23 protein-coding genes and 1 pseudogene are annotated in these 22,515 nt (G+C 70.5%); 13 read left to right on the forward strand and 11 right to left on the reverse strand.

The window, feature by feature from the left end; translation table 11 throughout:
- A pseudogene (locus ACWEPL_RS19670) lies at window positions 1-136 on the forward strand (proteasome accessory factor PafA2 family protein); the annotation flags it as partial.
- Window positions 137-636: 500 nt separating this feature from the next.
- On the opposite strand, the gene ACWEPL_RS19675 reads toward ACWEPL_RS19670, so the two are convergent.
- The 3 genes from ACWEPL_RS19675 to ACWEPL_RS19685 form a co-directional block, all read right to left on the reverse strand.
- Window positions 637-1,389, reverse strand: a complete 753-nt coding sequence (locus tag ACWEPL_RS19675) for a GntR family transcriptional regulator (RefSeq protein WP_363977789.1) — start codon at window positions 1,387-1,389, stop codon at window positions 637-639.
- Window positions 1,390-1,541: 152 nt separating this feature from the next.
- Complete coding sequence (locus ACWEPL_RS19680) at window positions 1,542-2,084, reverse strand: VanZ family protein (protein ID WP_397368508.1); 543 nt, start codon at window positions 2,082-2,084, stop codon at window positions 1,542-1,544.
- Between the two features lie 40 nt (window positions 2,085-2,124).
- Window positions 2,125-2,838, reverse strand: a complete 714-nt coding sequence (locus ACWEPL_RS19685; protein WP_363977795.1) for a dienelactone hydrolase family protein — start codon at window positions 2,836-2,838, stop codon at window positions 2,125-2,127.
- 124 nt (window positions 2,839-2,962) lie between these two features.
- Here ACWEPL_RS19685 and ACWEPL_RS19690 point away from each other — a divergent pair, with 124 nt between their 5' ends.
- Genes ACWEPL_RS19690 through kynU form a run of 5 tightly spaced genes read left to right on the forward strand, consistent with a single transcriptional unit; the run spans window position 2,963 to window position 7,893 of the window.
- A complete protein-coding gene (locus ACWEPL_RS19690) occupies window positions 2,963-4,372 on the forward strand; it encodes an aldehyde dehydrogenase family protein (protein WP_363977798.1) in 1,410 nt (469 codons plus the stop codon).
- A complete protein-coding gene (locus ACWEPL_RS19695; protein WP_363977801.1) occupies window positions 4,365-5,162 on the forward strand; it encodes a 2-keto-4-pentenoate hydratase in 798 nt (265 codons plus the stop codon). The genes ACWEPL_RS19690 and ACWEPL_RS19695 overlap by 8 nt, the downstream gene beginning before the upstream one ends.
- Window positions 5,159-5,590: a RidA family protein gene (locus ACWEPL_RS19700; protein WP_350723688.1), complete on the forward strand. Its 432-nt coding sequence runs from the start codon at window positions 5,159-5,161 to the stop codon at window positions 5,588-5,590. Before ACWEPL_RS19695 ends, ACWEPL_RS19700 begins: the two co-directional genes overlap by 4 nt.
- A gap of 17 nt (window positions 5,591-5,607) precedes the next feature.
- A complete protein-coding gene (locus tag ACWEPL_RS19705; protein ID WP_452437020.1) occupies window positions 5,608-6,696 on the forward strand; it encodes an ABC transporter substrate-binding protein in 1,089 nt (362 codons plus the stop codon).
- Window positions 6,697-7,893 carry a kynureninase gene (kynU, locus tag ACWEPL_RS19710; RefSeq protein WP_452437086.1) on the forward strand — a complete coding sequence of 399 codons (1,197 nt, stop codon included), beginning with the start codon at window positions 6,697-6,699 and terminating at the stop codon, window positions 7,891-7,893.
- Here kynU and ACWEPL_RS19715 read toward each other — a convergent pair.
- Both ACWEPL_RS19715 and ACWEPL_RS19720 read right to left on the reverse strand, forming a co-directional pair.
- Window positions 7,886-8,266, reverse strand: coding sequence for an MmcQ/YjbR family DNA-binding protein (locus ACWEPL_RS19715; RefSeq protein ID WP_350723684.1), 381 nt, complete (start codon window positions 8,264-8,266; stop codon window positions 7,886-7,888). The genes kynU and ACWEPL_RS19715 overlap by 8 nt on opposite strands.
- Window positions 8,263-9,294 (reverse strand): DUF2293 domain-containing protein, encoded by a 1,032-nt coding sequence (locus tag ACWEPL_RS19720; RefSeq protein WP_452437021.1) that lies wholly within the window; start codon window positions 9,292-9,294, stop codon window positions 8,263-8,265. Before ACWEPL_RS19720 ends, ACWEPL_RS19715 begins: the two co-directional genes overlap by 4 nt.
- A gap of 114 nt (window positions 9,295-9,408) precedes the next feature.
- On the opposite strand from ACWEPL_RS19720, the gene ACWEPL_RS19725 reads away from it, so the two are divergent.
- Window positions 9,409-10,215 (forward strand): FKBP-type peptidyl-prolyl cis-trans isomerase, encoded by an 807-nt coding sequence (locus ACWEPL_RS19725; protein ID WP_363977812.1) that lies wholly within the window; start codon window positions 9,409-9,411, stop codon window positions 10,213-10,215.
- A gap of 38 nt (window positions 10,216-10,253) precedes the next feature.
- On the opposite strand, the gene ACWEPL_RS19730 is transcribed toward ACWEPL_RS19725, so the two are convergent.
- A complete protein-coding gene (locus ACWEPL_RS19730; RefSeq protein WP_350723678.1) occupies window positions 10,254-11,150 on the reverse strand; it encodes a M23 family metallopeptidase in 897 nt (298 codons plus the stop codon).
- A 107-nt stretch (window positions 11,151-11,257) separates the two neighbouring features.
- Here ACWEPL_RS19730 and ACWEPL_RS19735 point away from each other — a divergent pair, with 107 nt between their 5' ends.
- The gene (locus ACWEPL_RS19735) at window positions 11,258-13,948 is read left to right on the forward strand and encodes a BTAD domain-containing putative transcriptional regulator (protein ID WP_452437022.1); all 2,691 of its coding nucleotides are present in this window, start codon (window positions 11,258-11,260) and stop codon (window positions 13,946-13,948) included.
- Here the strand turns inward: ACWEPL_RS19735 and ACWEPL_RS19740 are convergent.
- Both ACWEPL_RS19740 and mads6 read right to left on the reverse strand, forming a co-directional pair.
- A complete protein-coding gene (locus ACWEPL_RS19740; protein WP_452437023.1) occupies window positions 13,945-14,463 on the reverse strand; it encodes a GNAT family N-acetyltransferase in 519 nt (172 codons plus the stop codon). The two genes, ACWEPL_RS19735 and ACWEPL_RS19740, sit on opposite strands and share 4 nt — an antisense overlap.
- Complete coding sequence (gene mads6 / locus ACWEPL_RS19745; RefSeq protein ID WP_363977823.1) at window positions 14,460-15,806, reverse strand: methylation-associated defense system protein kinase MAD6; 1,347 nt, start codon at window positions 15,804-15,806, stop codon at window positions 14,460-14,462. The genes ACWEPL_RS19740 and mads6 overlap by 4 nt, the downstream gene beginning before the upstream one ends.
- Before the next feature lie 61 nt (window positions 15,807-15,867).
- On the opposite strand from mads6, the gene ACWEPL_RS19750 reads away from it, so the two are divergent.
- Both ACWEPL_RS19750 and ACWEPL_RS19755 read left to right on the forward strand, forming a co-directional pair.
- Entirely contained in the window at window positions 15,868-16,485 is a 618-nt protein-coding gene (locus ACWEPL_RS19750; protein ID WP_363977825.1) for a type 1 glutamine amidotransferase family protein, read from the forward strand.
- Window positions 16,482-16,928, forward strand: a complete 447-nt coding sequence (locus ACWEPL_RS19755; protein WP_363977828.1) for a MarR family winged helix-turn-helix transcriptional regulator — start codon at window positions 16,482-16,484, stop codon at window positions 16,926-16,928. The genes ACWEPL_RS19750 and ACWEPL_RS19755 overlap by 4 nt, the downstream gene beginning before the upstream one ends.
- Before the next feature lie 252 nt (window positions 16,929-17,180).
- On the opposite strand, the gene ACWEPL_RS19760 is transcribed toward ACWEPL_RS19755, so the two are convergent.
- The gene (locus ACWEPL_RS19760) at window positions 17,181-17,645 is read right to left on the reverse strand and encodes a hypothetical protein (protein WP_452437024.1); all 465 of its coding nucleotides are present in this window, start codon (window positions 17,643-17,645) and stop codon (window positions 17,181-17,183) included.
- Between the two features lie 405 nt (window positions 17,646-18,050).
- Here ACWEPL_RS19760 and ACWEPL_RS19765 point away from each other — a divergent pair, with 405 nt between their 5' ends.
- Window positions 18,051-18,317, forward strand: coding sequence for a hypothetical protein (locus tag ACWEPL_RS19765; protein WP_350723666.1), 267 nt, complete (start codon window positions 18,051-18,053; stop codon window positions 18,315-18,317).
- A 178-nt stretch (window positions 18,318-18,495) separates the two neighbouring features.
- Here ACWEPL_RS19765 and ACWEPL_RS19770 read toward each other — a convergent pair whose 3' ends face one another.
- Entirely contained in the window at window positions 18,496-18,984 is a 489-nt protein-coding gene (locus ACWEPL_RS19770; protein ID WP_350723664.1) for a C40 family peptidase, read from the reverse strand.
- Window positions 18,985-19,444: 460 nt separating this feature from the next.
- Between ACWEPL_RS19770 and ACWEPL_RS19775 the strand changes: the two genes are divergently transcribed.
- Together ACWEPL_RS19775 and ACWEPL_RS19780 are read left to right on the forward strand one after the other, a co-directional pair.
- Window positions 19,445-19,711: a hypothetical protein gene (locus ACWEPL_RS19775; RefSeq protein WP_363977835.1), complete on the forward strand. Its 267-nt coding sequence runs from the start codon at window positions 19,445-19,447 to the stop codon at window positions 19,709-19,711.
- Window positions 19,712-19,997: 286 nt separating this feature from the next.
- Window positions 19,998-20,339 (forward strand): STAS domain-containing protein, encoded by a 342-nt coding sequence (locus ACWEPL_RS19780; protein ID WP_350723662.1) that lies wholly within the window; start codon window positions 19,998-20,000, stop codon window positions 20,337-20,339.
- Here the strand turns inward: ACWEPL_RS19780 and ACWEPL_RS19785 are convergent.
- Window positions 20,324-22,471, reverse strand: a complete 2,148-nt coding sequence (locus ACWEPL_RS19785) for a terpene synthase family protein (protein WP_452437025.1) — start codon at window positions 22,469-22,471, stop codon at window positions 20,324-20,326. The genes ACWEPL_RS19780 and ACWEPL_RS19785 overlap by 16 nt on opposite strands.
- Window positions 22,472-22,515: the final 44 nt, after the last annotated feature.

Here is a 22,515-nt window from a genome sequence, read left to right on the forward strand (position 1 = left end):
CGTGGGCAGCCATCCTGAATACGCAACACCTGAGTGTGACAACGTCATCGAGCTCGTCACGCACGACAAGGCGGGTGAGCGCATCCTCGAGGCGATTGGGGAAGGGGTGCGCGGCCCGGCGGTGCAGGCGGTCCACGGAGCGGAAGCCCCCGCCCCCGATTGGGTCGGAGGCTTCCGCGTCAGTGGCCCCTCCTGTCCTGGTGGCCCGGTGCCGGGGCCGCCGAGACGCTGGACACGGCACCGGGCTGCTCTTGTGCGCCGGCCGTGGGACGCGCCACGGCCGGCGTCATGGAGGTGCGGGGCCGGCCCGCGGGTGCTGCCCGCCGGCCCGCTTCTCCTGGTCCCGGAGCCGGCCGCGCAGGCCGTCCGGGTCGTCCGCGTCGATGGTCATCGCACATCCGGCATCGCGCTGCGCCGCGTCGAGCGGACGGTGTCTCGTGGCCCACCAGCGGCCCGCGTCGCTCCGCCAGATGGTCCATTGGGGGTACTCCCGGGCAATCTCGGCAAGATGCCGATCAAAGGACATCGCTGTTCGCCTTTCCCGGCCCCAGGCGAGGTTTCCATCTCCTTCGACGATGCGGCACTTCTCTAGAGAACACAATGATCGTGCCGGACAGGGTCACCTTCCTTGACAAACTAGGCATCGAAGTCGTACTGGAGTACGTACGCGGCGGAGTCGAGCACCATCTCGTTGAGCTCGACGGGCACCCCGCCCGAGGTGTAGGCGGTCCTGGCGATCACGATCACCGGCGTGCCCCCCGGCAGGTCGAGCATCGCGATCTCGCGGGGTGACGGCATCCTGGCCCGCACCTCCTCGGTGAAGTGGGCGGGGGAGACGCCCAGGTCGCTCAGCCTGGCGTAGACGCCACCGGGTCCGGTGTCCGCGAGGGTGATCGCGCTGCCTTCGACCAGGTGCGCGGGGAAATACGAGGTGGCCAGCTGCACGGGTCTGGTGTCGACCGAGTAGCGGCGGCGACGTACCCATACCTCGCCGCTCTCGAGGACGCCCGCCACCTCCTCGCCGGCTCGCTCCAACACGACTTCCACCCCGTCCACCGTGAAAGGCCGGCCACGCGTGTCGGCGTCCCAGATGGCCCGCCCCTGACCCCACTGCTCTCTCGACAGGCGGCGTGAGCCGTGCCTGCGGATCGGTTTGAACAGCCGCACGTATACCCCCGAACCTCGTTTGGGCACCGCCAGCCCCTCGTTGATCAGTACGGCAAGCGCCTGCCTGGCGGTGGCTCGTGCGATTGCGTATTCGGCCATCAGCGCGTTCTCGCCCGGCAGTCGGTCCCCGTCGCGCAGTTCGCCGGACAGAATCCGGGCGCGGAGGCCGTCGGCGATGCGGCGATAGATAGGGGGCTCGTGGGGTACCGGGGATTCAGACAACTTTGATCACCCTCTGTCACCAACCAGGTTGTGGCGTCTCCAGAGAACTTGCCCCGTCTTGTCCACGATCGCACAGATGGAAAGGTTGGTCGTGGCCTTCTTTTGAGCGGATCGTGCCCGAGTGGTGAATTCCGGCGAGTTTTAGCAGACCGTTACCGTGGAACGGTCCCGGCCGGTATCCGATCGGCCCACCAGCGCCGAGTAACCAAAGCGAAGATCACGGCGCCTGCCGTGTTCATGAGCACGTCGTCGACGGAGGAGAAACGGCCTAGTCGCAAGGCGTACTGGAGGACCTCGACGATGACCGAAAACGCGGCCGCGACCGCCGCAACGCGCGCGAGAGAGGACATCGCCCGGCTGCGTACCGGAAGCAGCGCGCCGAGCGCGGCGAACACCAGCAGGTTGCCTCCGACCTGCACCAACACCGCGTCCCACGGCGCGCTGACCAGGTCGGCAAGATCTTTGAACGGGACGAGACTGACTCCGGTCTGACCGTTGCGCGGGGTGAGGGTCATCCAGATCCACGGGGCCGTGCCGACCGCTATGCCGACGTCGGCGATCGACGTGCGCAGCGGTGCCGGGTGGCCGGCGCGGGCGCGGTGACGGGAGAGGAGCAAGATTGCTAGCAAGGCCAGGGGAAGTGCAAAAGTACCAGCAATAATGACGTTTCCCCACAATTCCCACGTCCGCGCCATCCGCCCATAATGGCGATGATCTAGGGGTACCGGAAGATGTCTATCTGGACAGGGTCACCGGCAGGTGCTCGGACAGGAAGGTGAGCGCCACCTCCCAGGTGCGCGCGGCCGCCTCCGGGTGGTGGAACATCGGTGCCTCGCTGTTGTGGAAGGCGTGCCCGGCCTCCTCCTCGACGTGCATGACCACGTTCGGCCGGCCCTGCGCGGCCTGCTCGACGACGGCCACCCGGTCGCGCCGGATGAACGGGTCGCTGCCGCCGAAGACCAGCAGGAGCGGCGCGGTGACGCGGTCCATGAGCCCGGTCGCGTCGGGCACGGCGGAGCCGTAGAAGGACAGGACCGCGGCCAGCTCCACCTGCGTGGCCAGCATGTAGTCGATCGAGCCGCCCAGGCAGAACCCGACCGCGCCGACCCCGCCCGCCACCTCGGGCAGCTCGCCCAGGTGGGCCACCGTGAGCGCGCAGTCGGCCACCCCCTGCGCGAAGTCGAACCGGCCGGCCAGCTCGATCGCGGCCGCCGTGCCCTCGGGGGTGTGCTCGCCCAGCCAGCCGGGGTGCAGGCGCCAGAACAGGTCCGGCGCGGCCACCACGTAGCCGCGCGAGGCCAGGTCCAGGGCGACCTTCTCGATGTACGGCCCCACGCCGTAGATCTCCTGGACGAGCAGGATGCCGGGGCCCGTCCCGGCGTCGGGGAACCACAGATGGACGTCGAAGCCGCCGTCGTGGGCGGCCACTTGATCGGTTCTGGTTCGCATGTGCAACAGCATCGCGCATGGCGCGGGCCGCGTTCCGGGGAGACGATGCGATCAGAAAGGTCCCGACGCACCCGTTGTCCGCCGATCGACCAGCGATCTATACAGGGAAGTAGAGGAGAGTGTGGTGCTGACGCATTTCATCGGTGGCGAGCCGGTGGGCGCGGGTAAGACGTTCCCCGTCCATGACCCCGTGACGGGCGCGGTGATCAGGCAGGTGCACGAGGCCGACCCCGAAGTCGTGGACCGGGCGGTGCGCGCGGCCAGGGAGGCGGCCCGCGACTGGGCGGCGCTGCCCGTCGGCGAGCGCGCCGGGTGGATGCGGCGCCTGGCCGAGGGCATCGAGTCCCGCTTCGACGACCTGGTGGACGCGGAGATCGCCGACACGGGCAAGCCGATCGACCAGACCCGCACGCTCGACGTCCCGCGCGGCATCGCCAACTTCCGCGCGTTCGCCGAGATCGCCGCCCAGCGCCCGGACGACGCCTTCCACCTGTCCGGGGTGCTCAGCTACACCGTGCGACGGCCGCTCGGCGTGGTCGCGGTGATCGTCCCGTGGAACCTGCCGTTCCTGCTGATGACCTGGAAGCTCGCGCCCGCCCTCGTCGCCGGCAACACCGTGGTGGTCAAGCCGTCGGAGCACACGCCGGGCTCGGCGGCGGTCTTCGCCGAGATCTGCGCCGACGCCGGGCTGCCCGCCGGCGTCGTCAACATCATCTTCGGGTACGGCTCCTCCGGACACCTCCTGGTCGAGCACCCGGGGGTGGACGCCGTGTCGTTCACCGGTTCCACCAGGACCGGCACCGCGATCATGAATACGGCGGCCGACCGGGTCAAGCCGATCTCGTTCGAGCTGGGCGGCAAGAACGCGGGGCTGATCTTCGATGACTGCCGGCTCGACCGGGCCGTCGAGGGGACCGCGAAGTCGGTCTTCACCAACGGCGGGCAGGTGTGCCTGTGCACCGAGCGGGTCTACGTGCAGCGGCCGATCTTCGAGGAGTTCTGCGCCCGGCTGGCGGCCCGCGCGCAGGAGTTCGAGCCGCAGCCCATGATCTCGAAGGAGCACCGCGAGAAGGTGCTCTCCTACTACGCCTTGGCCCGCTCGGAGGGAGCCAAGGTGCTCACTGGGGGTGGCGTCCCCACGTTCGGCGACAACCGCGATTCCGGATATTTCGTGGAACCGACGGTGGTGGCAGGCTTGTCGGAGTGGTCGAGGTTCAACAGAGAAGAGATCTTCGGCCCCGTCTGCCATGTCGCCCCCTTCGACAGCGAGGCCGAGGCGGTCGATCTGGCCAACGGCAGCGAGTACGGCCTGGCCGCCACGCTCTGGACGGGTAACCTCGACCGCGCCCACAGGGTGGCGCAGCGATTGGAGGCCGGGCTCGTCTGGGTGAACACTTGGTATCTGCGTGACCTGCGTACCCCGTTCGGCGGTATGAAGCTGTCGGGCATCGGCAGGGAGGGCGGCGTCCAGTCACTCGACTTCTACTCTCAACCCACCACGATCACCATCAAACTGGAGCAGCCCGATGCATGACGAATGGTCCGAGGCCGTGGACGCGCGGTCCCAGGTCGCCGACCGGCTGGCGGAGGCCGCGAGTTCCGGCAAACCGTGCCCGCCGATCAGGGACCTGGTCGGCACGGTGGCCGAGGCGTACGCCATCCAGGAGATCAACACGCGGCGGGCGCTCGGAGCGGGGCGGCGGCTGGTGGGCAGGAAGATCGGCGTGACCAACGTCGTGCTGCAGCGGCAGTTCGGCATCGACCAGCCGGACTTCGGCATGCTCTTCGCGGACATGTCCTACTGCGACGGGCTCCCCGTGCCCGTGGACGCCTTCCTGCAGCCGCGGGCCGAGGCCGAGGTCGCGCTGGTGCTCGGCAAGGACCTGGCCGGCGGGCCCTTCACGGCCGCCGACGTGCTCAGGGCCGTGGAGTTCGCGCTGCCCGCCATCGAGATCGCCGACTCGCGGATCGCCGACTGGGACATCACGCTGGCCGACACGGTCGCGGACAACGCCTCGGCCGGCGCGTTCGTGCTGGGCAACACGCCCGTCCCGCTGGCCGGGCTCGACCTGCGGGCGGCCCGGATGACGATGACCCGGGGCGGCGAGGAGGTCTCGACCGGCTCCGGCGAGCTGGTCATGGGCAACCCGCTCAACGCCGCCGTCTGGCTCGCCTCCCGGCTCGGCCGCACCGACTACGCGCTGCGCGCCGGAGACGTGGTGCTGACCGGCGCGCTCGGCCCGGTCGTGCCCGCCGGCCCGCAGGACGAGTTCGAGGCGCGCATCGAGGGGCTGGGCTCCGTCCGGGCGGTGTTCGCCAAGTGATCGAACGCACCAAAGGGCTCCTGGTGCCCGGCAAGGCCACTCCCCGAGGCAGGTTCCCGCACGTCAAGCAGGCAGGCGACCTCCTGTACGTCTCGGGCACGAACTGCCGGCGCACCGACGGCACCTTCGTGGGTGTGGAAGTGGACACGTACGGTGCGACGAACCTGGACATCCGCGCACAGACCAGAGCGGTCATCGAGAACATCGGCGACATCCTCAAGGCCGCCGGAGGCTCGCTCGGCGACCTCGTGCAGATCACCACGTATCTGGTCAACATGAACGATTTCACGGGCTACAACGAGGTCTACGCCGAGTTCTTCGACGAGGAGGGGCCCACGAGGGCCACGGTCGCGGTGCACCAGCTCCCGCACCCCCACCTGCTCATCGAGATGCAGGCCGTCGCCTACCGCCCGCAGGAGCGGCCATGACCTGCCGGGGGTGAGCCGTGCGCGTATCCGTCCTGGGGTTGGTGGTGCTGATGGCCGCCGGTTGCGGCGGGACGGCGCCGCTCCTGGCCGAGGGCGATCCCCCGGTCAAGGTCGGCGCGATCATCTCGCAGACCGGCGTGTACGCCGCGCTCGGCGACGACATGGAGGCCGCCATGCGCCTCTACCTGGACGACCACGGCGGACGCCTGGGCGAGCGCCCGGCCGGGCTGGTGGTGGCCGACGACGCGGGCAACCCGGAGGAGGGCCAGAAGCAGGCCAGGCGGCTCATCGAGGACGAGGGCGTGAACGTGATCACCGGGCTGCTCTCCTCGCCCGTCGCCGAGTCGGTGGTCGAGGTGGCGGGCCGCACGCCCGTGGTGATCGCCAACGCGGGCGCCGACGCGCTGGGCGGACCGAACGTCTTCCGCGTGTCGTACACCAACCGCGACCACGGCTACGCGGCCGGCCGGTACGCCGCCGAGCGGTACGGCAAGGAGGGCGTGGTGCTCATGGCCTCCGACTACTCGGCGGGCGTCGAAACGCTCAGGGGCTTCGCCGAGGGATACGGCGCGCAGCCCCTCAAACGCATCCTGACGCCCTACGGCAGGGTCACCGACCTGGAGCCGTACTTCGCGCGGATCCCGCCCGGGACGAAGCTCCTGTACGCGTTCTACGCCGGGGGAGAGGCGGTCGAGTTCCTGAAGGGGTACCGCCAGCACGCCTCCGAGATCGCGTTACTGGGCTGCCAGAACCTCACGGACGAGGACGTGCTGCGGGCCGTCGGCCGGGAGGCCGAGGGCATCACCACCGTCGGCATGTACTCGCCCGCGCTGTACAACCCGGACAACGCCGCGTTCGTGGCCCGGTGGCGGGCCAAGACCGGCAGGAACCCGTCCGCGGTCGCGCTCCAGGGCTGGGACGCCATGCGGCTCATCGACCGGGGCCTGTCCGCGAACGGGGGAATGGCGGCGGTGGGTGAGCTGGGCGGCCCGCGCGGGACGTTCCGGCTGGACGCGACCCACAACCCGGTGCAGAACTGGTACGTCCGCGAGTACCAGAATGGCGTGAACCGGATAATCGCCACCATCCCCCCGCGACAGGAGTGAATCGTGGACCGCGACCAGTGCCTCGCCCTCGACGCGAACGACCCGCTGCGGGCTTTCAAGGGCGAGTTCGTGCTGCCGGAGGGGGTCGTCTACCTCGTCGGCAACTCGCTCGGCGCGCTGCCCCGCCGTACCGCCGAACGGGTGCGCCAGACGGTGGAGGACGAGTGGGGCGGGCAGCTCGTCGGCGGCTGGAACCACGCCGGCTGGTACGCGCAGCCGCTGACCGCGGGCGACCGGCTGGCCCCGCTGATCGGCGCGGGTCCCGGGCAGGTCGTGGTGGGCAACACCACCTCGATCGCGGTCTTCCAGGCGGTGGCCGCGGCGCTGCGGCTGCGTCCCGACCGCCGGGTGATCGTCTCCGACGTCCGGAACTTCCCCACCGACCACTACATGGTCCAGGGCCTGGCCGGGCTGCTCGGCGGCTACGAGGTGCGCGACTTCGCGCAGGGGCGGTTCGACGACGCGGCCGTGGTGCTGCTGTCGGAGGTCGACTACCGCACCGGCGCCCGCCACGACGTGCCGTCGGTCACCGCCCGGGTGCACGAGGCCGGCGCGCTGATGGTCTGGGACGTGTGCCACAGCGTGGGGGCCATGGACGTGGACGTCTCGGGGGCCGACTTCGCGGTGGGGTGCACGTACAAGTACCTCAACGCGGGGCCGGGCGCGCCCGCCTTCCTCTACGTCAACCCGCGCCACCACGCCGCCGCCGAGAACGTGCTGTCCGGCTGGCACGGGCACGCCGAGCCGTTCGCGTTCGAGACCGGCTACCGCCCGGCGGAGGGCATTCGGCGGTTCGCGGTGGGCACCCCGCACGTGCTGTCGTTCGCGGCGCTGGAGGCGGCGCTCGACGTGTGGGAGCGGGTGCCGATGGACCAGGTGCGGGCCAAGAGCATGGCGTTGACCTCGCTCTTCGTGGACCTGGTCGGCGACGCGCTGGAGCTGGTCTCGCCCGCCGACGCCGCCGCCCGGGGCAGCCAGGTGAGCTTCCGCCACCCCCACGGCTACCCGGTGATGCGGGCGCTGATCGACCGGGGCGTGCACGGGGACTTCCGCGCGCCGGACGTCCTCAGGTTCGGCTTCGCGCCGCTCTACATCGGCTACGCCGACGTGTACGACGCGGCGGCCACGCTGCTCGAAGTGCTGGACAAGGAGCTGTGGCGGGACGAGCGGTACGCCACGCGCCTGGCCGTCACCTGACCGGGTGCTCGTCCAGTTGCTTGACCGCCCGCTTGGGCGCGATGGCCCGGTAGCTCTCCTCCACCCAGTCGAGCAGCACCTCCGTCTCGGGCAGCTCCGACAGGAACGGCACCGTCACCCACCCCGCCCGGCCGAGCCCGTGGCCGGTGGGCGCCGCCCCCTCGACGGTCAGCGCGTGGCCGTGCGCCTCCGAGACCAGCTTCACGCTGAACATCGGGTCCCACTTCTCGGTCTGCTCGTCGATGCCGAGGAAGAGGAAGACCTTCTTGTTCGCCTTGATGACGGTCTCGCCCCACGGGTGGTCCTCGTGCGCCTCGGGCAGCCGGAGCGCGAAGGCGCGCAGCTCTTCCCGTACGTCGTGCCAGTCGCTCATCCGCGGAACTCCTCCAGTTTGCGCTCGATGCGTTCCCTGATTCTGTCCCTGGCCTCCATCCTGGGAACGCCCGACATGAGCAGGCTGTCGTAGTCGGTGTCGAGGTGCCTGATGGAGGCGATGACCGCCAGCGTGATGGCGTTCTCGTCGAGCGCCTTGGCCGCCGCCGTCCTGCCCACCCGGCCGCTGCCGCGCTGGGCGGCGTGCTCGGCGATCTCCTGGGCCCGGTCCCGGGGGCAGCCGGGGAACAGCCTGGCGATCTCGGCCGCCATCCTGGCCTGGAAGTCGACGTCCTGCTCGGCCCTGCGGTCGCGGTCGCGTACGCGGCGGCGCTCGCGTACCTCCTCGTCGGCCAGGCACCGCTCCTCGGCGGCGGCCAGCGCGGCCTCCTCCACCAGCAGGCCGAAGCGCTGGTAGACCTTGCGCCGCCGGTTGTACCGCACGACCACCGCCGACAGTCCGCTCTCCTGCTTGGCGCGGCGGCTGAGCGCGGCGTTACCGGACGGCAGGAACACCAGGTGGTCCATGTCCGCGCAGGTCAGGCAGTGCGGCCGGTCCTCCTCCATGATCAGGTAGGGGCCGGTGTCGCCGCAGGAGGCGCACGTCCAGGTGTCGAGCGGGGCCACCGCCACCAGGTCGGGCACCTTGGGCTCGCTCAGCTTGCGGACCCTGGCCTCGCTGAGGTCGGGCGAGAGCCAGTGCACGCGGAACGGCTCCTGCCCGTCCCCGGAGGTGAAGCGCAGCTCCCGGCGGTCGCGGGTGCCGGCCACGTACGGCGTGTCCACCGGCCTGAGCCCCTTGGCCAGCGCCCATTCCCGCAGCAGGCCGGCCGTCGCGAGCAGGCGGTCCTCGTCGACGGGCGCCAGCTCGGCCAGCGTGCCGGCCCGGCCCTGCCGCCAGATGTCCACGTGCCTGGAGTGCAGCCAGCGCAGGCCCGTCACCACGTCGATGAACGTCACGTACTTCCGCGTGGTCAGCGCGATCTCGGCCGCCTCCGCGACCCTGCGCGCCAGATTGGGCTTGCTCATGGCCTCAAGTCTCCCGCGCCTTTGTCGTGAGATGGCGAGACCGGCAGCTTTGCTTTTGCCCATCGCGGCAAGTAACACGTTCGGACCACCGGCCGTGAGGCCATGGAGGATATCGTGCGCCTGTTCTTGCCGGCCGTGCTCATGCTCGCCACCTCGTGCGGCTTGGCCGAGGAGGGCACGCAGCCCGTCGTCACGGGCGCGTTCGGCACCAAGCCGGTCGTGGCCATACCCAAGGGCAGCCCGGGCCGCACGCCGCGGATCACCGTGCTGTCGTCGGGCAGCGGACGGCGCACGCTGCCGGGCGACGTGGTGCTCGCCGACGTGGACATCCGGCGGTGGTCGGGCAACCAGCCCTATCTGAGCACGTACGACGGCCACCAGCCCACCTCGGTCGTCTTCGACGGCAGGCGGGTGTCGGAGACCTGGCGGCAGGCGCTCATCGGCCGGTCCGCGGGCAGCCGGATCATGCTGGTCAGCCAGGCGGGCGAGGCCCTCGGCCCGGACGCGCCGCTCACGCTGACCGATCTCGCGCCCGCCGACACGATGGTGCTGATCTTCGACGTCCTGGGCGGCTACCCGCCCGACGCCCGGCTGGTCGGCCGCACCCTGCCGGTGGTCCCGGCGGACCTCGGGCCGGGCTCGCCGCCCCGCACGCTCATCGCCGGCTCCGGCGAGGAGGTCCTCGCCGGTTCGAAGGTGGTGGTCCAGTACGTGGCCGCGTCATGGCCCGAGCGGACGGTCGTGGACTCGTCCTACCGGAGGGGCGGGCCGAGCGCGTACACGCTGAAGGAGGGGGACGTCCCCGACGGCTGGCTGGGCGCGCTCGTGGGCCGGCAGGTCGGGAGCCGGGTCGCGGTCTCCGGCCTCGGTGACCGGCCGTCGCTCTACGTCATAGACGTGCTGGGCACGGTTCACGTATGAGAGGGGCCGGGCGCATTCCACCCGACCCCTCCGCATCGTCAGTCGCAGTGTTCGAGCGGGCTGTCGTAGGTCGAGGCGCCGGCCTTGCCGCCCCACTTGACGCACTTGCCGGACGCCGAGGCGATGACCGGTCCCGCGTAGTAGGCGAAGTTGCCTGAGTCCGTCTTCCTCGTACTGCCCTCCACTTCCAGGTAGGCCGTGGTGGCGGTGGCCGTGCCGACGTTCTTGTACTTCAGCGTCGTCACGCAGTTGTTGCCGTTGGAGGAGTTGTAGAGCAGGTAGACGGCGCCGTCACTGCCGAGCGTGGCCGAGTCGATCACGTCGTAGCCGGAGCCGCAGACCTCCGTCGGGGTGTGCGGGTTGCCGCAGTTCTTGGAGGTCACCGACTGCTGCGGGTAGCCGAAGGTGACGCCGTTGAAGACGGCCTTCTGGATGTTGTCCGGGTAGTTGGTGCCCAGCCGCACCTCGTAGTGCAGGTGGGGGCTGATGTTGTTGCCCGGCTTGCTGGTGTTGCCGACCGTGCCGATCTGCTGGCCCTGCGACACCGCCTGGCCCTCGCTGACCGTACGGGAGTTCAGGTGGGCGTAGTACGAGGTCCAGCCGCCACCGTGGTCGATCTTGACGAGGTTGCCGTACCCGTTGGTCGAGCCCTGGTGCGCGGAGATCACCACGGTTCCCGCCGCGGCCGCCACCACGGTGTCGCCGAGGTCGGCGTCCGCGGTGCTGCCCCGGTTGAAGTCGATCTCCCACGACTGGTGCGCGCTGCTGTTGCTGGAGTTGCCCGTCCACGTCTGGTTGCAGGGGAACGGGAGCTGGAAGTTCGTGGCCAGGATCTGCGCGTCCGCCCCCGGCACGGGGTCGGCCGCGGCGACTGACGTCGTACCGAGGCTGAGTAACAAGGCGAGGCCCGCGACCATTGCTGCGCCGAGCTTCATGGGGTGATCCTTTCCCTGGGATCTCTGAGACCAGGGTCTGGACAAAGCGCACAGGAATCGTCCAGAACCGATACAGGAAGCTGTCAGACCTCCGTAGAGGAGCCGATGTGCCGGTCACCTTCCATGTGCTCGGGCCGCTGGAGGTCCGTCGCGATGGCCGTCCCGTCCGGATCTCCGGCAGGAAGCCCCGCATGTTGCTGGCCACGCTGCTGCTCGACGCGGGCCGCGTGGTCGGCGCCGATCGGCTCGCCGACGTGCTCTGGCCGCACCGCCCACCGCGCTCCGCCCAGGCCAACCTCCGTACGTACGTCAGCTCCCTCCGCTCCGACCTCGGGCCCGCGCTCCTCCGGGCCGACGGGGTCGGGTACGCGATCGACGTGGGGGCGGGCGCGCTCGACCTGCTGGAGTTCGAGGCCCTGGTCGACCGGGGCGAGTTCGCCGAGGCGCTCGCGCTGTGGCGCGGGGCGCCGCTGTCCGACCTGCCCGGCAGCCCCGTCTGGGACCGCCGCCTCGAACCCCTCCACCGGGTACGCCTGTGGGCCGCCGAGGCGCTGATCGACCGGCGGATCCAGCGTGGGGACCACGACGGGGCCGTGTCCGAGCTGCGCGGGCTGCTGGCCGAGCACCCGTACCGCGAGGACCTGTGGGGGCGGCTGGTGCTGACCCTGCACAGCGGCGGCAGGAAGGCCGAGGCCCTGCGTGCCTACGCCACGGTCAGGGCCCAGCTCGTGGACGAGCTCGGCGTCGAGCCGGGGGCCGACCTGCGCGGGGCGTACGAGCTGATCCTCGCGGACGAGGCGCTGCCCGCCGTGCCCCGCCAGCTCCCGCCCCGCCTTCCCGACTTCACCGGCCGGGCCGGCGAGGTGGCCGCGCTGGGCCGGCCGTTCACCGTCGCGGTGATCTCGGGGCCGCCGGGCTCGGGCAAGTCGGCGCTGGCCGTGCACGCGGCGCACGCGCTGTGCGGCGCCTACCCCGCCGGGCAGCTCCACCTGGAGCTCGGCCTGCGGGAGCCGGGCGACCTGCTGGCCGAGGCGCTCCGAGGGCTCGGCGTTCCCGGCGTGCCGCCGACCGTGGGCGAGCGGTCCGCGCTGTTCAGGTCGCTGCTGGCCGAACGGCCGATGCTGGTGCTGCTCGACGACGCCCGCGACGCGGACCAGGTGCGCCCGCTGCTGCCCGGCGACGGCAGCGTGGTGATCGTCACCAGCCGCCGCCGCGTCACCGAGCTGCCCGGCGCGGTGCTGGTCCAGCTCGGACCGCTGGCGCCCGACGAGGCGCTGTCCCTGCTCGGCTCCATCGTGGGCGGGGACCGGGTGGCCCGGGAGCGCGAGGCCGCGCTGGCCATCGTGGCCGCCTGCGCCGGGCTGCCGCTGGCCGTCAGGAACGCGGGCACCCGCCTGGCCGCCCGGCCCGGCTGGTCGCTGTCGGTGCTCAGGCAGCGGCTGGCGGATGACTGGCTCGGCGAGTTACGGGACGTGCGGACCAGCTTCGACGCCGGGTACGCGCGCCTGCCCGCCGAGGCCGCTCGTACGCTCGCGACGTTCGGCCTGCTCGGCGCGTCCGCGCAGCCCGGGTGGGTGGTCGACGCGGCGCTCGGGCGGCATTGGGCCGACGACGTGACCGACCTGCTGGTGGACGTCAGCCTGCTGGACCTGGTCGGCACCGACGCGGTGGGCCAGCCGCGTTACCGCGTCCCCGACCTCATCGGCCGTCACGCGCTCGAACGCGTTCCTGCCCTCCCTCTCGGAGAACCCCGGCTGGACGCGGTGGGCAGGGTGCTGGCGGCGTGGACGGCGACCGCGGAGCACGCCATGGCGCGGCTGCCGACCACCGTGTTCAGCCTCACGGCCGCCCGGGCGCCCCGCTGGCGGCTGCCCGACCGCACCCTCGACCGGTTGACGGCCGACCCGGTCGCGTGGTTCGAGGCCGAGCACGAGGCGCTGGCCGGGGCGGTGGACCTGGCGGCCGGGTCGGGCCTCGCGGAGTCGGCGTGGGGGCTGGCCGCGGCCATGGTCCCGTACCTCGACCTGCACTGCCATCTCGCCACCTGGCGGCGCACCCACACGGCCGCCCTGGCCGCCGCCCGGACGGCCGGCGACAGGTACGGCGAGGCCGCGATGCTCAGGGGCCTGGCGCAGGTCAGCCTCTACCAGGACCGCTACGAGGAGGCGGCCGACGGCTTCACCCGCTCCCGCCAGATATTCAGCGACCTGGGCGACCGGCGGGCCGAGGCCACCTCCATCTGCGGGCTCGGGGCCGTGAGCCAGTTCAGAGGCCGGCCCGCGCACTCGCTCATCCACTTCAGGAACGCGCTGGCCATCTTCGTGGCCACCGGCGACCGGCACGGCGAGGCGTTCGCCCGCCAGGCCATCGGCCGGGCCTGCCTGAAGTCGGGGGACCTGGAGCAGGCGTCGGAGTCGCTCGGCCAGGCCATGCGGCTGGCCCAGGAGCTGGGGGACGCCCATCGGGAGGGGTGCGTGTGCCTCCAGATGGGACACCTGCACCAGGCGATGTCGTTCCACCAGCACGCTCTGGAGATCTTCGAGTCGCTGGGGGACCGGCACTGCGGGGCGTACGCGCTGCAGAGCCTGGCCGGGCTGCAGGCGGCGCGCGGTGACCTCGCGCGGGCCTCCACCGGGCTCGAAAGGTCGCTGGAGATCTTCCAGGAGCTCGGCGACCTCAGCGGCGCGGCCTCCTCCACGCAGCTCCTGGGCGAGCTGTACCGCTCGGCCGGTCGTACGGGGCTGGCGCGCACCTATCTCAGCCACGCCAGCGCGCTGCGCCGCAGCCTGCCCGTCTAGGGCCTTCCGCCGAGGTCGGAGCGGATCATGCTGTACCGCACACCGTCGTGCCACTCCCCGGCCCGGAAGCCGGCGCCGCGGATGACGCCCTCGCGGGTGAACCCCGCCTTCTCCAGCGCCCGCTGCTCGGCCACGTTGGTGATCTCCGTGGACGCCTCGATCCGGTTGGCCGTCGAGTGGTCGAACAGGTAGCGCGCGAGCAGCCGCTGCGCCTCGGTGCCGTGGCCCTGGCCGCGGTGCTCCGGCGCCACGATCAGTCCCATCTCCCAGTAGTAGCTGGCGCGGTTGGCGACGTGCTTGCTCCACACCAGGAAACCGACCTGCTCGTCGGCGTTCGCGATGATCAGGGTGCCGCCGTCGTCGCCCAGCATGCCGTTCTCCTGCCAGCGCGTGCGCATGCGATGGGGGTTCTGGAAGCCGTACCACTGGAACTCGCCCGAGCTGCCGGGGTCGCTCGTGAGCCGGTGCAGGAAGGACAGGTCGTCCTCTTCGACAGGACGCAGGCGAACAGTCATGATCGGGACACTAGACGACGTACCAGTCGCTTGAGGCGGGACTCCTGGAGCGGGGCGCCCTCAAGGGCGTCAAGGGCCTCCGCGGCGGTCGGGCGCTTGGCCGGGGAGTGGTCGAGCATCCGGCGCACGACCTCCGGCACGTCGGGACCGTGGGCGTCGGCGCTGGTCGGGAACTGGCCGGTGAGGAGCTGGTAGGCGATGGCGCCGGCCGCGTAGACGTCGGAGGCGGTCGTCATGAGGTCGGGCCGCTCCTGGCACTCGGGCGCCACGTAGTGCGCGTCGAGCACGTTGCCCAGCTCGTGGGCGACGGTGTAGTTGCGCGGGCCCGGCTTGGCGTAGTCGAACCCGGTCAGCACCGCGTGCCCGTCGTCGGTGACCAGGACGGAGGCGGGGGTCAGCGCGCGGTGGACGACGCCGTGGGCGTGGGCGTGCGCCAGCCCGCGCAGCAGGTCCTGGATCACGCCCAGCCGGGCGCCCTTGCCCAGCGACAGCTGCAGCGTCTCGCCGTGCACGTCGTCCAGCACCAGCACGAACCGGCTCTCGTCGTCGATGGCGAAGAAGTCGCGCGAGCGCACCACGCACGGGTGCGGGGGGATCCTGGCCAGGGTCTGGTACGCGTTGGCGATGCGCTGCCGTTCGGCCGCCCGCGCGTGGTGGTCGGCCAGCGGGTCGGCCTGGTAGACCCGCAGCAGCACGGTCTCGCTGCCCGGCAGCGTGGCGTTGAACGCGCGGTATTCGGTGATCTTGGTGTCGCCGCCGAGCTGCTCCTCGACCTCCCAGTTGCCGAACCTCGGCGGCGCGGTGCTGCGGCGTACGCTCTGGTTGAGCGCGTCGAGGATCGCGGTGAGGTACGGCTTGGTGTCCGGGCTGCAGCCGCGCCTGACCCTGGAGACGTCGCTCAGCGTGGCGAGCAGGCGGGGCAGGTCGGTGACGTTGATCGCGTCGCGCCCGGCCGGGTCGATCAGCTCGGCGTCGGGCGAGGAGAGCACGACCAGGCTGTCGACGTAGACCCGCTCCAGCTGGGTGGCCTTGGACACCAGCAGGCCCTTCAGCGCCTTGGCGGTGCCCCGCAGCTTGGCCACGGGAGAGCCGAACGCCTCCCTGCGCGGCGGGAACCAGCGCGTGCCCGACACCTCGATGCGGCCCCTGGTGCCCTTGACGTCGACGACCACGATCGAGTGGCCGGTCAGCACGATCAGGTCGACCTCGAAGACGTCGTGGCCGCGCGGAACCTCGATGTTGTGCAGCAGCAGCCAGTCGGCGGGCGCCTGGTCGCGCAGATAAGCGATCACCCGCCGTTCGGCGTCGTTGACCGGACGTCCCCCGCCGACGATCTCTGCCATGAGAGGTATCCTCCCACGATTGCGCATTGACAGCATGTTGTCGAAATGACAGGATGTTGTCATGAAGGGAATCGTGCACCACGCCGTTTATGACACGTTCGCCGACTGGGAGACCGGTCACGCGACCACGCACCTCCGCAACGGGCGCTACCAGCGCGAGCCGGGCGGCTTCGAGATCGTCACCGTGGGGTTGACCACGGATCCCGTCGTCAGCATGGGCGGGCTGCGCGTCACCCCGGACCTGGCGCTCGACCAGCTCTCGCCCGCCTCCAGCGCGCTGCTCATCCTGCCCGGGGCCGACCTGTGGGACGCCGGCCCGTCGCTGGCGCCGTTCGCCGCCAAGGCTGGGGAGTTCCTGGACGCGGGGGTGCCGGTGGCGGCCATCTGCGGCGCCACCGCCGGGCTCGCCCGCGAAGGGCTCCTGGACTCGCGTGATCACACGAGCGCGGTGGTGCAGTATCTGGAGGCGCAGGAGGGCTACGCCGGCGCCGGTCACTACCTCGACCGGGACGCGGTGCTCGGGGGCGACCTCATCACGGCTGGTCCCACGGAGCCGGTGGCGTTCGCGCGGGAGATCTTCCGCCGCCTCGACATCTACCGTCCTGAGGTGCTGGACGCGTGGTTCCGGCTGTTCGCGAGCAGCGACCCGGCGGCGTTCGGGGTGTTGATGGCGGCATGACCGACACGGGGGAACTGCTCTCGGGCCTGGCGCTGGGGTCGTTCCGGCTCAACGGGCAGTTCCTTCAGGTGGCGGAGGGGCTGGCCCGCCCGGCGGGGATGACGGCGGCCTGGTGGCAGGTGCTCGGGGCGGTCCTGCGGGAGCCGCTCCCGGTGGCGGGGGTGGCCCGCGTCATGGGGATGACCAGGCAGGGGGTGCAGCGGATCGCGGACCTGCTGGTGGAGCGGGGGCTGGCCGAATACCTGCCCAACCCGGCGCACCGGCGCGCCAAGCTCCTCCAGCCCACGGCCGCCGGGCGCGCGGCCGTCGCCAAGATCAACCCCGGCCATCAGGCCCTCGCTGATCGGCTGGTGGCGGAGATGGGGGTGGACGCGGCCCGCGACTGCCTCGCCGCCCTCCACCTCCTCTCCACCACCCTCGACCGCCTCACCACCCCCTCCTGACCCCGCCGCCGCACCCCGGCGTCCTGGAACGCCACGTCGGTGGGAGGCGGCGCGGTGGAGCCCGGCGCCGGGGTGCGGCGGCCCGCCGGTCGCGCCACCGACGCGGTGCGCGGGCGTCCGTCGGGTGTGCGTCCTGGGGCGCGGTGGTCGGACGCGGGCAGCACCCAGCACCTCGGAGCGCCGCAGCGGCGGTGACGAGGCGCGGCGGGTGGAATTCATGGTCGTTTTTGAATCCCGCCACCCACCCGGCCGTCACCGGAGTTTGCGGCGGGGTTTGAAGACCGAGAGCGTGGTCGCGGTCATCAGCATGGCGATCTGCGTCCCCAGTACGCCCACCTGCCCCCACTGGCGAGTGGCTGGGACGGCGGCGGCGCCTTCGGTGGCGGCCGCCATTCCCTCGGGGTCGAACAGGAACATGCCCACGCAGATCACGGCCACCAGGAGTACGAGCTTGGCCGCCACCCAGTAATAGCGAAACAGCCCCCAATGGCTGGTCAGCCCCAGTGTGAGGCCGCTGATCAATGCGATGAGGCTGAGCGGTATGCCGCCCGCGAAGACCAGGGCGGGCATCAGCCGATAGGCCGCGTGCGCCAGTCCGGCGTCCTTTGTCAGGGCCGCCGCCGTATTCAGCACGACCAGGCCCCACACCTCTCCGACCAGCGCGACGGACGCGATGACATGGATAACCATGACCGTCTTGCGGATACTCGGCCGCATCGATCTCACCTCCGCATTGAGTGAACTCGCCGGCCATCATCGACGCTTTGTTCGCCCGGCACGTCAGCCTCCGGAGGGCTCTCCGGGTACGCCGGCAGGCGTAGGGGCGCTTCTCAAGTTTCGGGTGATCGTTTCCTAAACGACAGTGCAGGTTCGGCCCATCGGGTGCGCGACGGGCCAAAATAAATCCCGCCAAAAGGGCTTCGAACCCTGCGCGTGGGTCCCGTTTCGGCGACGGTCGGGAAAACTCCGTGCCAAGAATGCGAGGTGCCGCCTTGACTTCGAGGTGGGCTTTTTGAGTTGCAGTTCCGGCCGCCTGCCGCGATGGTTATTTCCGGCACCTCACAGCCCTGCACAAACGACTAGGCGCTGAATTCCGGCGCCGTTCCATGGAGGAAACCACACATGATCCGTCGCATTCTGGCCGGTGCAGCAATCGCGGCCGCCGCGTTCGGTCTCTCCGCAACGGGAGCCTCGGCCAGCGTCGGCCCCAACCCGCACAACAGCGGGCAATCCATCCTGAGTCAGCTGAGCGCCCTGGACGACCTGACCGCGCTCAACGACGTCCTCAACGACTCCGTGAAGTACGTCGACATCCTGACCCTCCTCCACCTGCAGGACATCGATGCCAACATCCTAAACAACCAGGAGAACACGGGCGACAACAACTGACGGCTCCTCTCGTGGCGTAGGCAGGAAGCCGATCGGCGGTTCCCGGGAGGGACTCCGCCCGGCCAAGGTCGTCTTCCTGGTGCCTTGAGGTGAACCGCGAAAACGGGCCGTGGACGTTCGCGAACCCACGGCACGGGCCCGGTGCGCACCGAGCTCTCCGTCCCGCGGCCCAGGTCGATCACTGCAGGACGACCTGGGCCGCGTGGCCGTTCACGGCGGCGGAGCTCGGGGCGTCGCCGCCGTCCGAGGCCGCGGAGCTCAGCGCGTGGCCGTTCATCCAGGTGTCGCTCGGCCGGACCACGCCGAGGAAGGTACGCCTGCCGAGCGGGTCCACCCGGACGGACTGCCCGGTGTACGGGGCGTGCACCATCCGCGTCGCGTCCACGACGATGCCGACGTGCTCGGGCCCGGGGCTGTGAGAGTCGCTGTCGAAGAAAATCAGATCCCCCGGCTCCGCCCGCTCCTTGGGTATCCGGATCCCGGAGCGCCACTGCTCCCGCGTGGTCGAGCCGATCGACACCCCCGCCCGCGCCCACGCGTATTCCGCGAGCCCCGAGCAGTCGAATCCCCACGTCTTCGCACCTCTTCCGGTGCCGAACCCGGGGCCGTTCACCCCGCCGCCGCCCCACGAGTACGGGACGCCGATCATCTCTATCGCCGCACGCATCGCGATCGTCCCGCTCGCCGATCGCCGGGCCATCGCGGGAATGGCCGGAACCGCGCACAGAATCATCGGTGCCAGTGCTATTGGCAGCAGCCGCCGTGTTCTATTCATGACATATTCAGCGCTCCCGTCGGCCCGCCTCCGCCCGCCCGTTCTCCCGATAGCATTCCTCCTTCTGTATAGCGATAAAACGGACTTTGACCATACGGGAGGTCCGTATGGCCATAAGCTGAAAAACTGCCCCCACGCCACCCCAGGGCAAATGCGTGCTTGTCGTATATATCCGGACGATCCATGATCAACAATCAAGGAATTGGTGCGCGCATTTGACTCCGGCTTAGCACAGTCGGGTTGCGGCCCGTCGAGGCACCGCGAAATGGTATTCCTGGAATCCCGCAGCCCGGTGCGAGTGATTCACGATGACGCGCATCCCGCGCAAATTCCGACGAAGGAGAAACAAGAAATGATGCGTCGCATTCTCGCTGGTGCAGCGATCGCGGGTTGCCTGCTCGGGTTCTCGGCCACGAGCGCCTCCGCCGACGTCGGTCCCAACGCGTTCAACAAGAAGCAGCAGATCCTCAGTCAGCTGAGCCTGCTCGACGACCTCACGCTGGCCAACGACGTCCTCAACGACTCCGTGAAGTACATCGACGCCGCGACCATCGGTCACCTGCAGGACCTCGACATCAACCTGCTCAACAACCAGTCCCACGTGGGCGACAACAACTGAGCGCGTACGCCTGACGTGAGGGCGCTCCGGTAGCCACGGCCCCTGTGGCGGCACCAGTGGCGGCACCTTGCCGGAGCGCTCCCCGGGCCGGGGCGGCACCGTCCGAGTCGGATCTTTCGCAGCAGTCAAGGGCACGGCCATGCCGTGCCCTTCATAATTTCCCCGAAATTCGGTCATTTTCCGGCGAAAATTACATAGCCAAACATACTTCGTGTAACCTGGGTTCTGGTTATTTGCCAGAGACCGGATTACACCCCCAGAGCGTGCGTGTTGGGGGGCGAAGAGCGTGAGCGTCCAAGAGCGGTTGCTCTACCAGGATGGGCAGCTGACGATCACGGTGCGCGCTGCGCCCGGACCGCCGGCCGTCGCGCTGGTCGGCGAGATCGACGCCTCCAACAGCCCCGCGGTGGCCGACACCCTGGCGGGGTGCCGCCAGGGCGCGTACATCGTCGTCGACACGGGCGAGCTGACCTTCATCGACGTCTCCGGCCTGCGGGTGCTCGTCATGCCCACGCTGCCGCCCGCGGAGCGGTGGATCCGCCTGCACAATGTCACGCCGTACCAGCGGCGACTGCTCCGCATGATGGGCTGGTTCTACGAGCCCCGCACCCATCACCTGCCCGCGTAGGCCGCCGAGGTGCCGAGGCCCGTCGGCCCGCCCAGCCGCCGCTCGGGCACCCGGTTGTGGCGGAGCAGCGAGGCCTCGTCGAACCGGGAGCAGTGGTGGTGCCAGTGGAACACCCCGGCCACCCAGTTACGCAGCCCGTCCACGAACGCGTCGAGGTCCTGCCGGGCGTCCGCGTCGAGGTCGAGGTCGTCGGCGACGACCGGCAGCTCGTGCTCGACGATGTGCTGGAACTGGCCCACCCGCGAGTCCAGCAGGTCGGTCACGATGCCGAGCGCCGTCGGGTAGTCGCAGTCGAAGAAGTGCTGCACCACCAGGATGCCGTTGTGCAGGTCCCCCTCGAACTCGATCTCCTTCTGGTAGGAGAAGACATCGTTGATCAGCGTTCCGCAGTCGGCGGCGGTGTTCTCCAGTGACCGGATCGGCCCGCTCTCGCGCAGCTCACGGGGGAGCCGCCGGCCGTGCCGCATCCGGCTGAAGCTCATGGTCAGCTCGCTGCCGGCGGCCTGCCGGCGCATCTCGACGAAGTCCACGGGGTCGGGGATGCGGTTGGCGAACTGGTTGCCCAGCTCCCACAGCCAGGCGAGACACGTGCTCTCGACCGCCTCGCGCAGCTCGCGGCGCCCCTCCGGCGGCATCGGCCCCACCGTACGCGCCCAGACGTCGGCCAGGCCCCGCTCCAGCACGCTCGCGGGCGCCGGCGCGGGCGAGCCGTCCAGCGGCATGAACGCCGAGAACCGCTCCACCGCGATCCTGGCCGCCGCGAGGTTGCGGGACCGGCCGAAAACGGCCGGGAAGTAGTCGTCCGCGTACGTGCCCCACGCCATCCAGTACGACGCCAGGTCCAGCTCCTCGGGACTGCCGTCGGGATGCAGGCCCGCGGTGCACAGAGGCAGGTCGAGGTCGACGAGCCGTTGCTCGTCCCACAGGGTCGAGTCGAGCATCCCCATCTCCCCACACCAGGCCACGGTGTTGCGCCGGGCGGCGTCGAGATGGGACGACAGCCTGACCTGGAAGGGCATGGGCAGGTCGGGGATCCGCGAGGGCCCCACCCGCTGGTACGGCACGTACGTGAAGTTACGCAGCCGCTTGGCCCCCAGCATGTTGACGATCGACGGCATGCCCAGCGGCTTGCGGGCGGCGACCCGCTTGTTCATGTACCGGCTGGAGCGCAGGTGCCACTCGTGCCCGCCCGACTGCCAGTCCTGCAGCCCCTTGACGTAGGCCAGCACGCCGGCCGCGGTGAGCGGGTCGACGCCGTACTCCACGAACAGCGGGCCCAGCTCGCCCAGCGCCGTGTGCTCGAACTGCTGCATCCGCGAGGTCAGCAGGTCGTTGACCGCGTCCGCGGCCTCCTGCGTGCCGCATCCCAGGAACCTCTCCAGCACCAGCACGCCGTTGCTCAGCTCACCCTCGTCCCCGACCTCCCGCTCGTAGGAGAACAGGTCGTTACGCAGGTGGACCGCGTCCGCGAAGGCGTCCTTCAGCACCCGCAGCGGCCGGGTCCCGGCCAGCCGGGCGGGCACCTCGGCGCCCACCGCGTGCTCGACGAGCCCCGCCGACCAGGGAGCCCCGCCGACCTTGCGGCGCATCTCGATGTACTCGACCGGGTTGGCCACCCGCCCCCGGTTGATGTTGGCCAGCTCCCAGAGGGACTCGTTCAGCAGGTTTCTGGTGCTCTCGGCGAAGCGCGCCCGCCAGTCCGCCGACCTGCTGGGCACCGTACGCACCCACAGGTCGGCCAGGCCCGCCTCGACGGGGTTGGTGGGCTCGGGCATGGTCAGGTCATCGCCCATCGGCATGAACTGCGCGATCCGGTCGAGGTACGCCTTGCTGCCGGCCAGGTCGCCGGTGCGCTTGAAGACCTCCAGGAAGTGGTCGTCGAAGAAGAAGACCCACACGTACCAGTCGGTGATCAGGCAGAGCTCGACGGCGTCGCAGTCGGGATGCGTGTACGAGCACAGCAGCGCGTAGTCGTGGGCGTCGAGGTCGGCCTCCTCCCAGATGCCAGAGCCTTCGGACATGCCCAGGTCGCGCGCCCACTGTCTGGAGTGCGCGCGAGCCTCTTCGAGATGCGGGTTCAGCCGCGCCGGGTACGGCATGTAGAAGTCCGGCAGTTCGAACGGCTGGCTCATGGCAGCTCCTCCACGTAAGTGATCGGCCGGCACCGCGCGCAGGC

The organism is Nonomuraea sp. NPDC004186, from assembly GCF_053603495.1.

Coding starts and splice junctions, on each gene's coding strand:
- ACWEPL_RS19730 (WP_350723678.1), bottom strand. CDS start 11,150: ATGAAGCTCGGCGCAGCAATGGTCGCGGGCCTCGCCTTGTTACTCAGC.
- ACWEPL_RS19775 (WP_363977835.1), top strand. CDS start 19,445: ATGATGCGTCGCATTCTCGCTGGTGCAGCGATCGCGGGTTGCCTGCTC.
- ACWEPL_RS19720 (WP_452437021.1), bottom strand. CDS start 9,294: ATGAGCAAGCCCAATCTGGCGCGCAGGGTCGCGGAGGCGGCCGAGATC.
- ACWEPL_RS19740 (WP_452437023.1), bottom strand. CDS start 14,463: ATGACTGTTCGCCTGCGTCCTGTCGAAGAGGACGACCTGTCCTTCCTG.
- ACWEPL_RS19715 (WP_350723684.1), bottom strand. CDS start 8,266: ATGAGCGACTGGCACGACGTACGGGAAGAGCTGCGCGCCTTCGCGCTC.
- ACWEPL_RS19760 (WP_452437024.1), bottom strand. CDS start 17,645: ATGCGGCCGAGTATCCGCAAGACGGTCATGGTTATCCATGTCATCGCG.
- ACWEPL_RS19770 (WP_350723664.1), bottom strand. CDS start 18,984: ATGCGTGCGGCGATAGAGATGATCGGCGTCCCGTACTCGTGGGGCGGC.
- ACWEPL_RS19750 (WP_363977825.1), top strand. CDS start 15,868: ATGAAGGGAATCGTGCACCACGCCGTTTATGACACGTTCGCCGACTGG.
- ACWEPL_RS19695 (WP_363977801.1), top strand. CDS start 4,365: ATGCATGACGAATGGTCCGAGGCCGTGGACGCGCGGTCCCAGGTCGCC.
- ACWEPL_RS19785 (WP_452437025.1), bottom strand. CDS start 22,471: ATGAGCCAGCCGTTCGAACTGCCGGACTTCTACATGCCGTACCCGGCG.
- mads6 (WP_363977823.1), bottom strand. CDS start 15,806: ATGGCAGAGATCGTCGGCGGGGGACGTCCGGTCAACGACGCCGAACGG.
- ACWEPL_RS19755 (WP_363977828.1), top strand. CDS start 16,482: ATGACCGACACGGGGGAACTGCTCTCGGGCCTGGCGCTGGGGTCGTTC.
- ACWEPL_RS19680 (WP_397368508.1), bottom strand. CDS start 2,084: ATGGCGCGGACGTGGGAATTGTGGGGAAACGTCATTATTGCTGGTACT.
- ACWEPL_RS19765 (WP_350723666.1), top strand. CDS start 18,051: ATGATCCGTCGCATTCTGGCCGGTGCAGCAATCGCGGCCGCCGCGTTC.
- ACWEPL_RS19685 (WP_363977795.1), bottom strand. CDS start 2,838: ATGCGAACCAGAACCGATCAAGTGGCCGCCCACGACGGCGGCTTCGAC.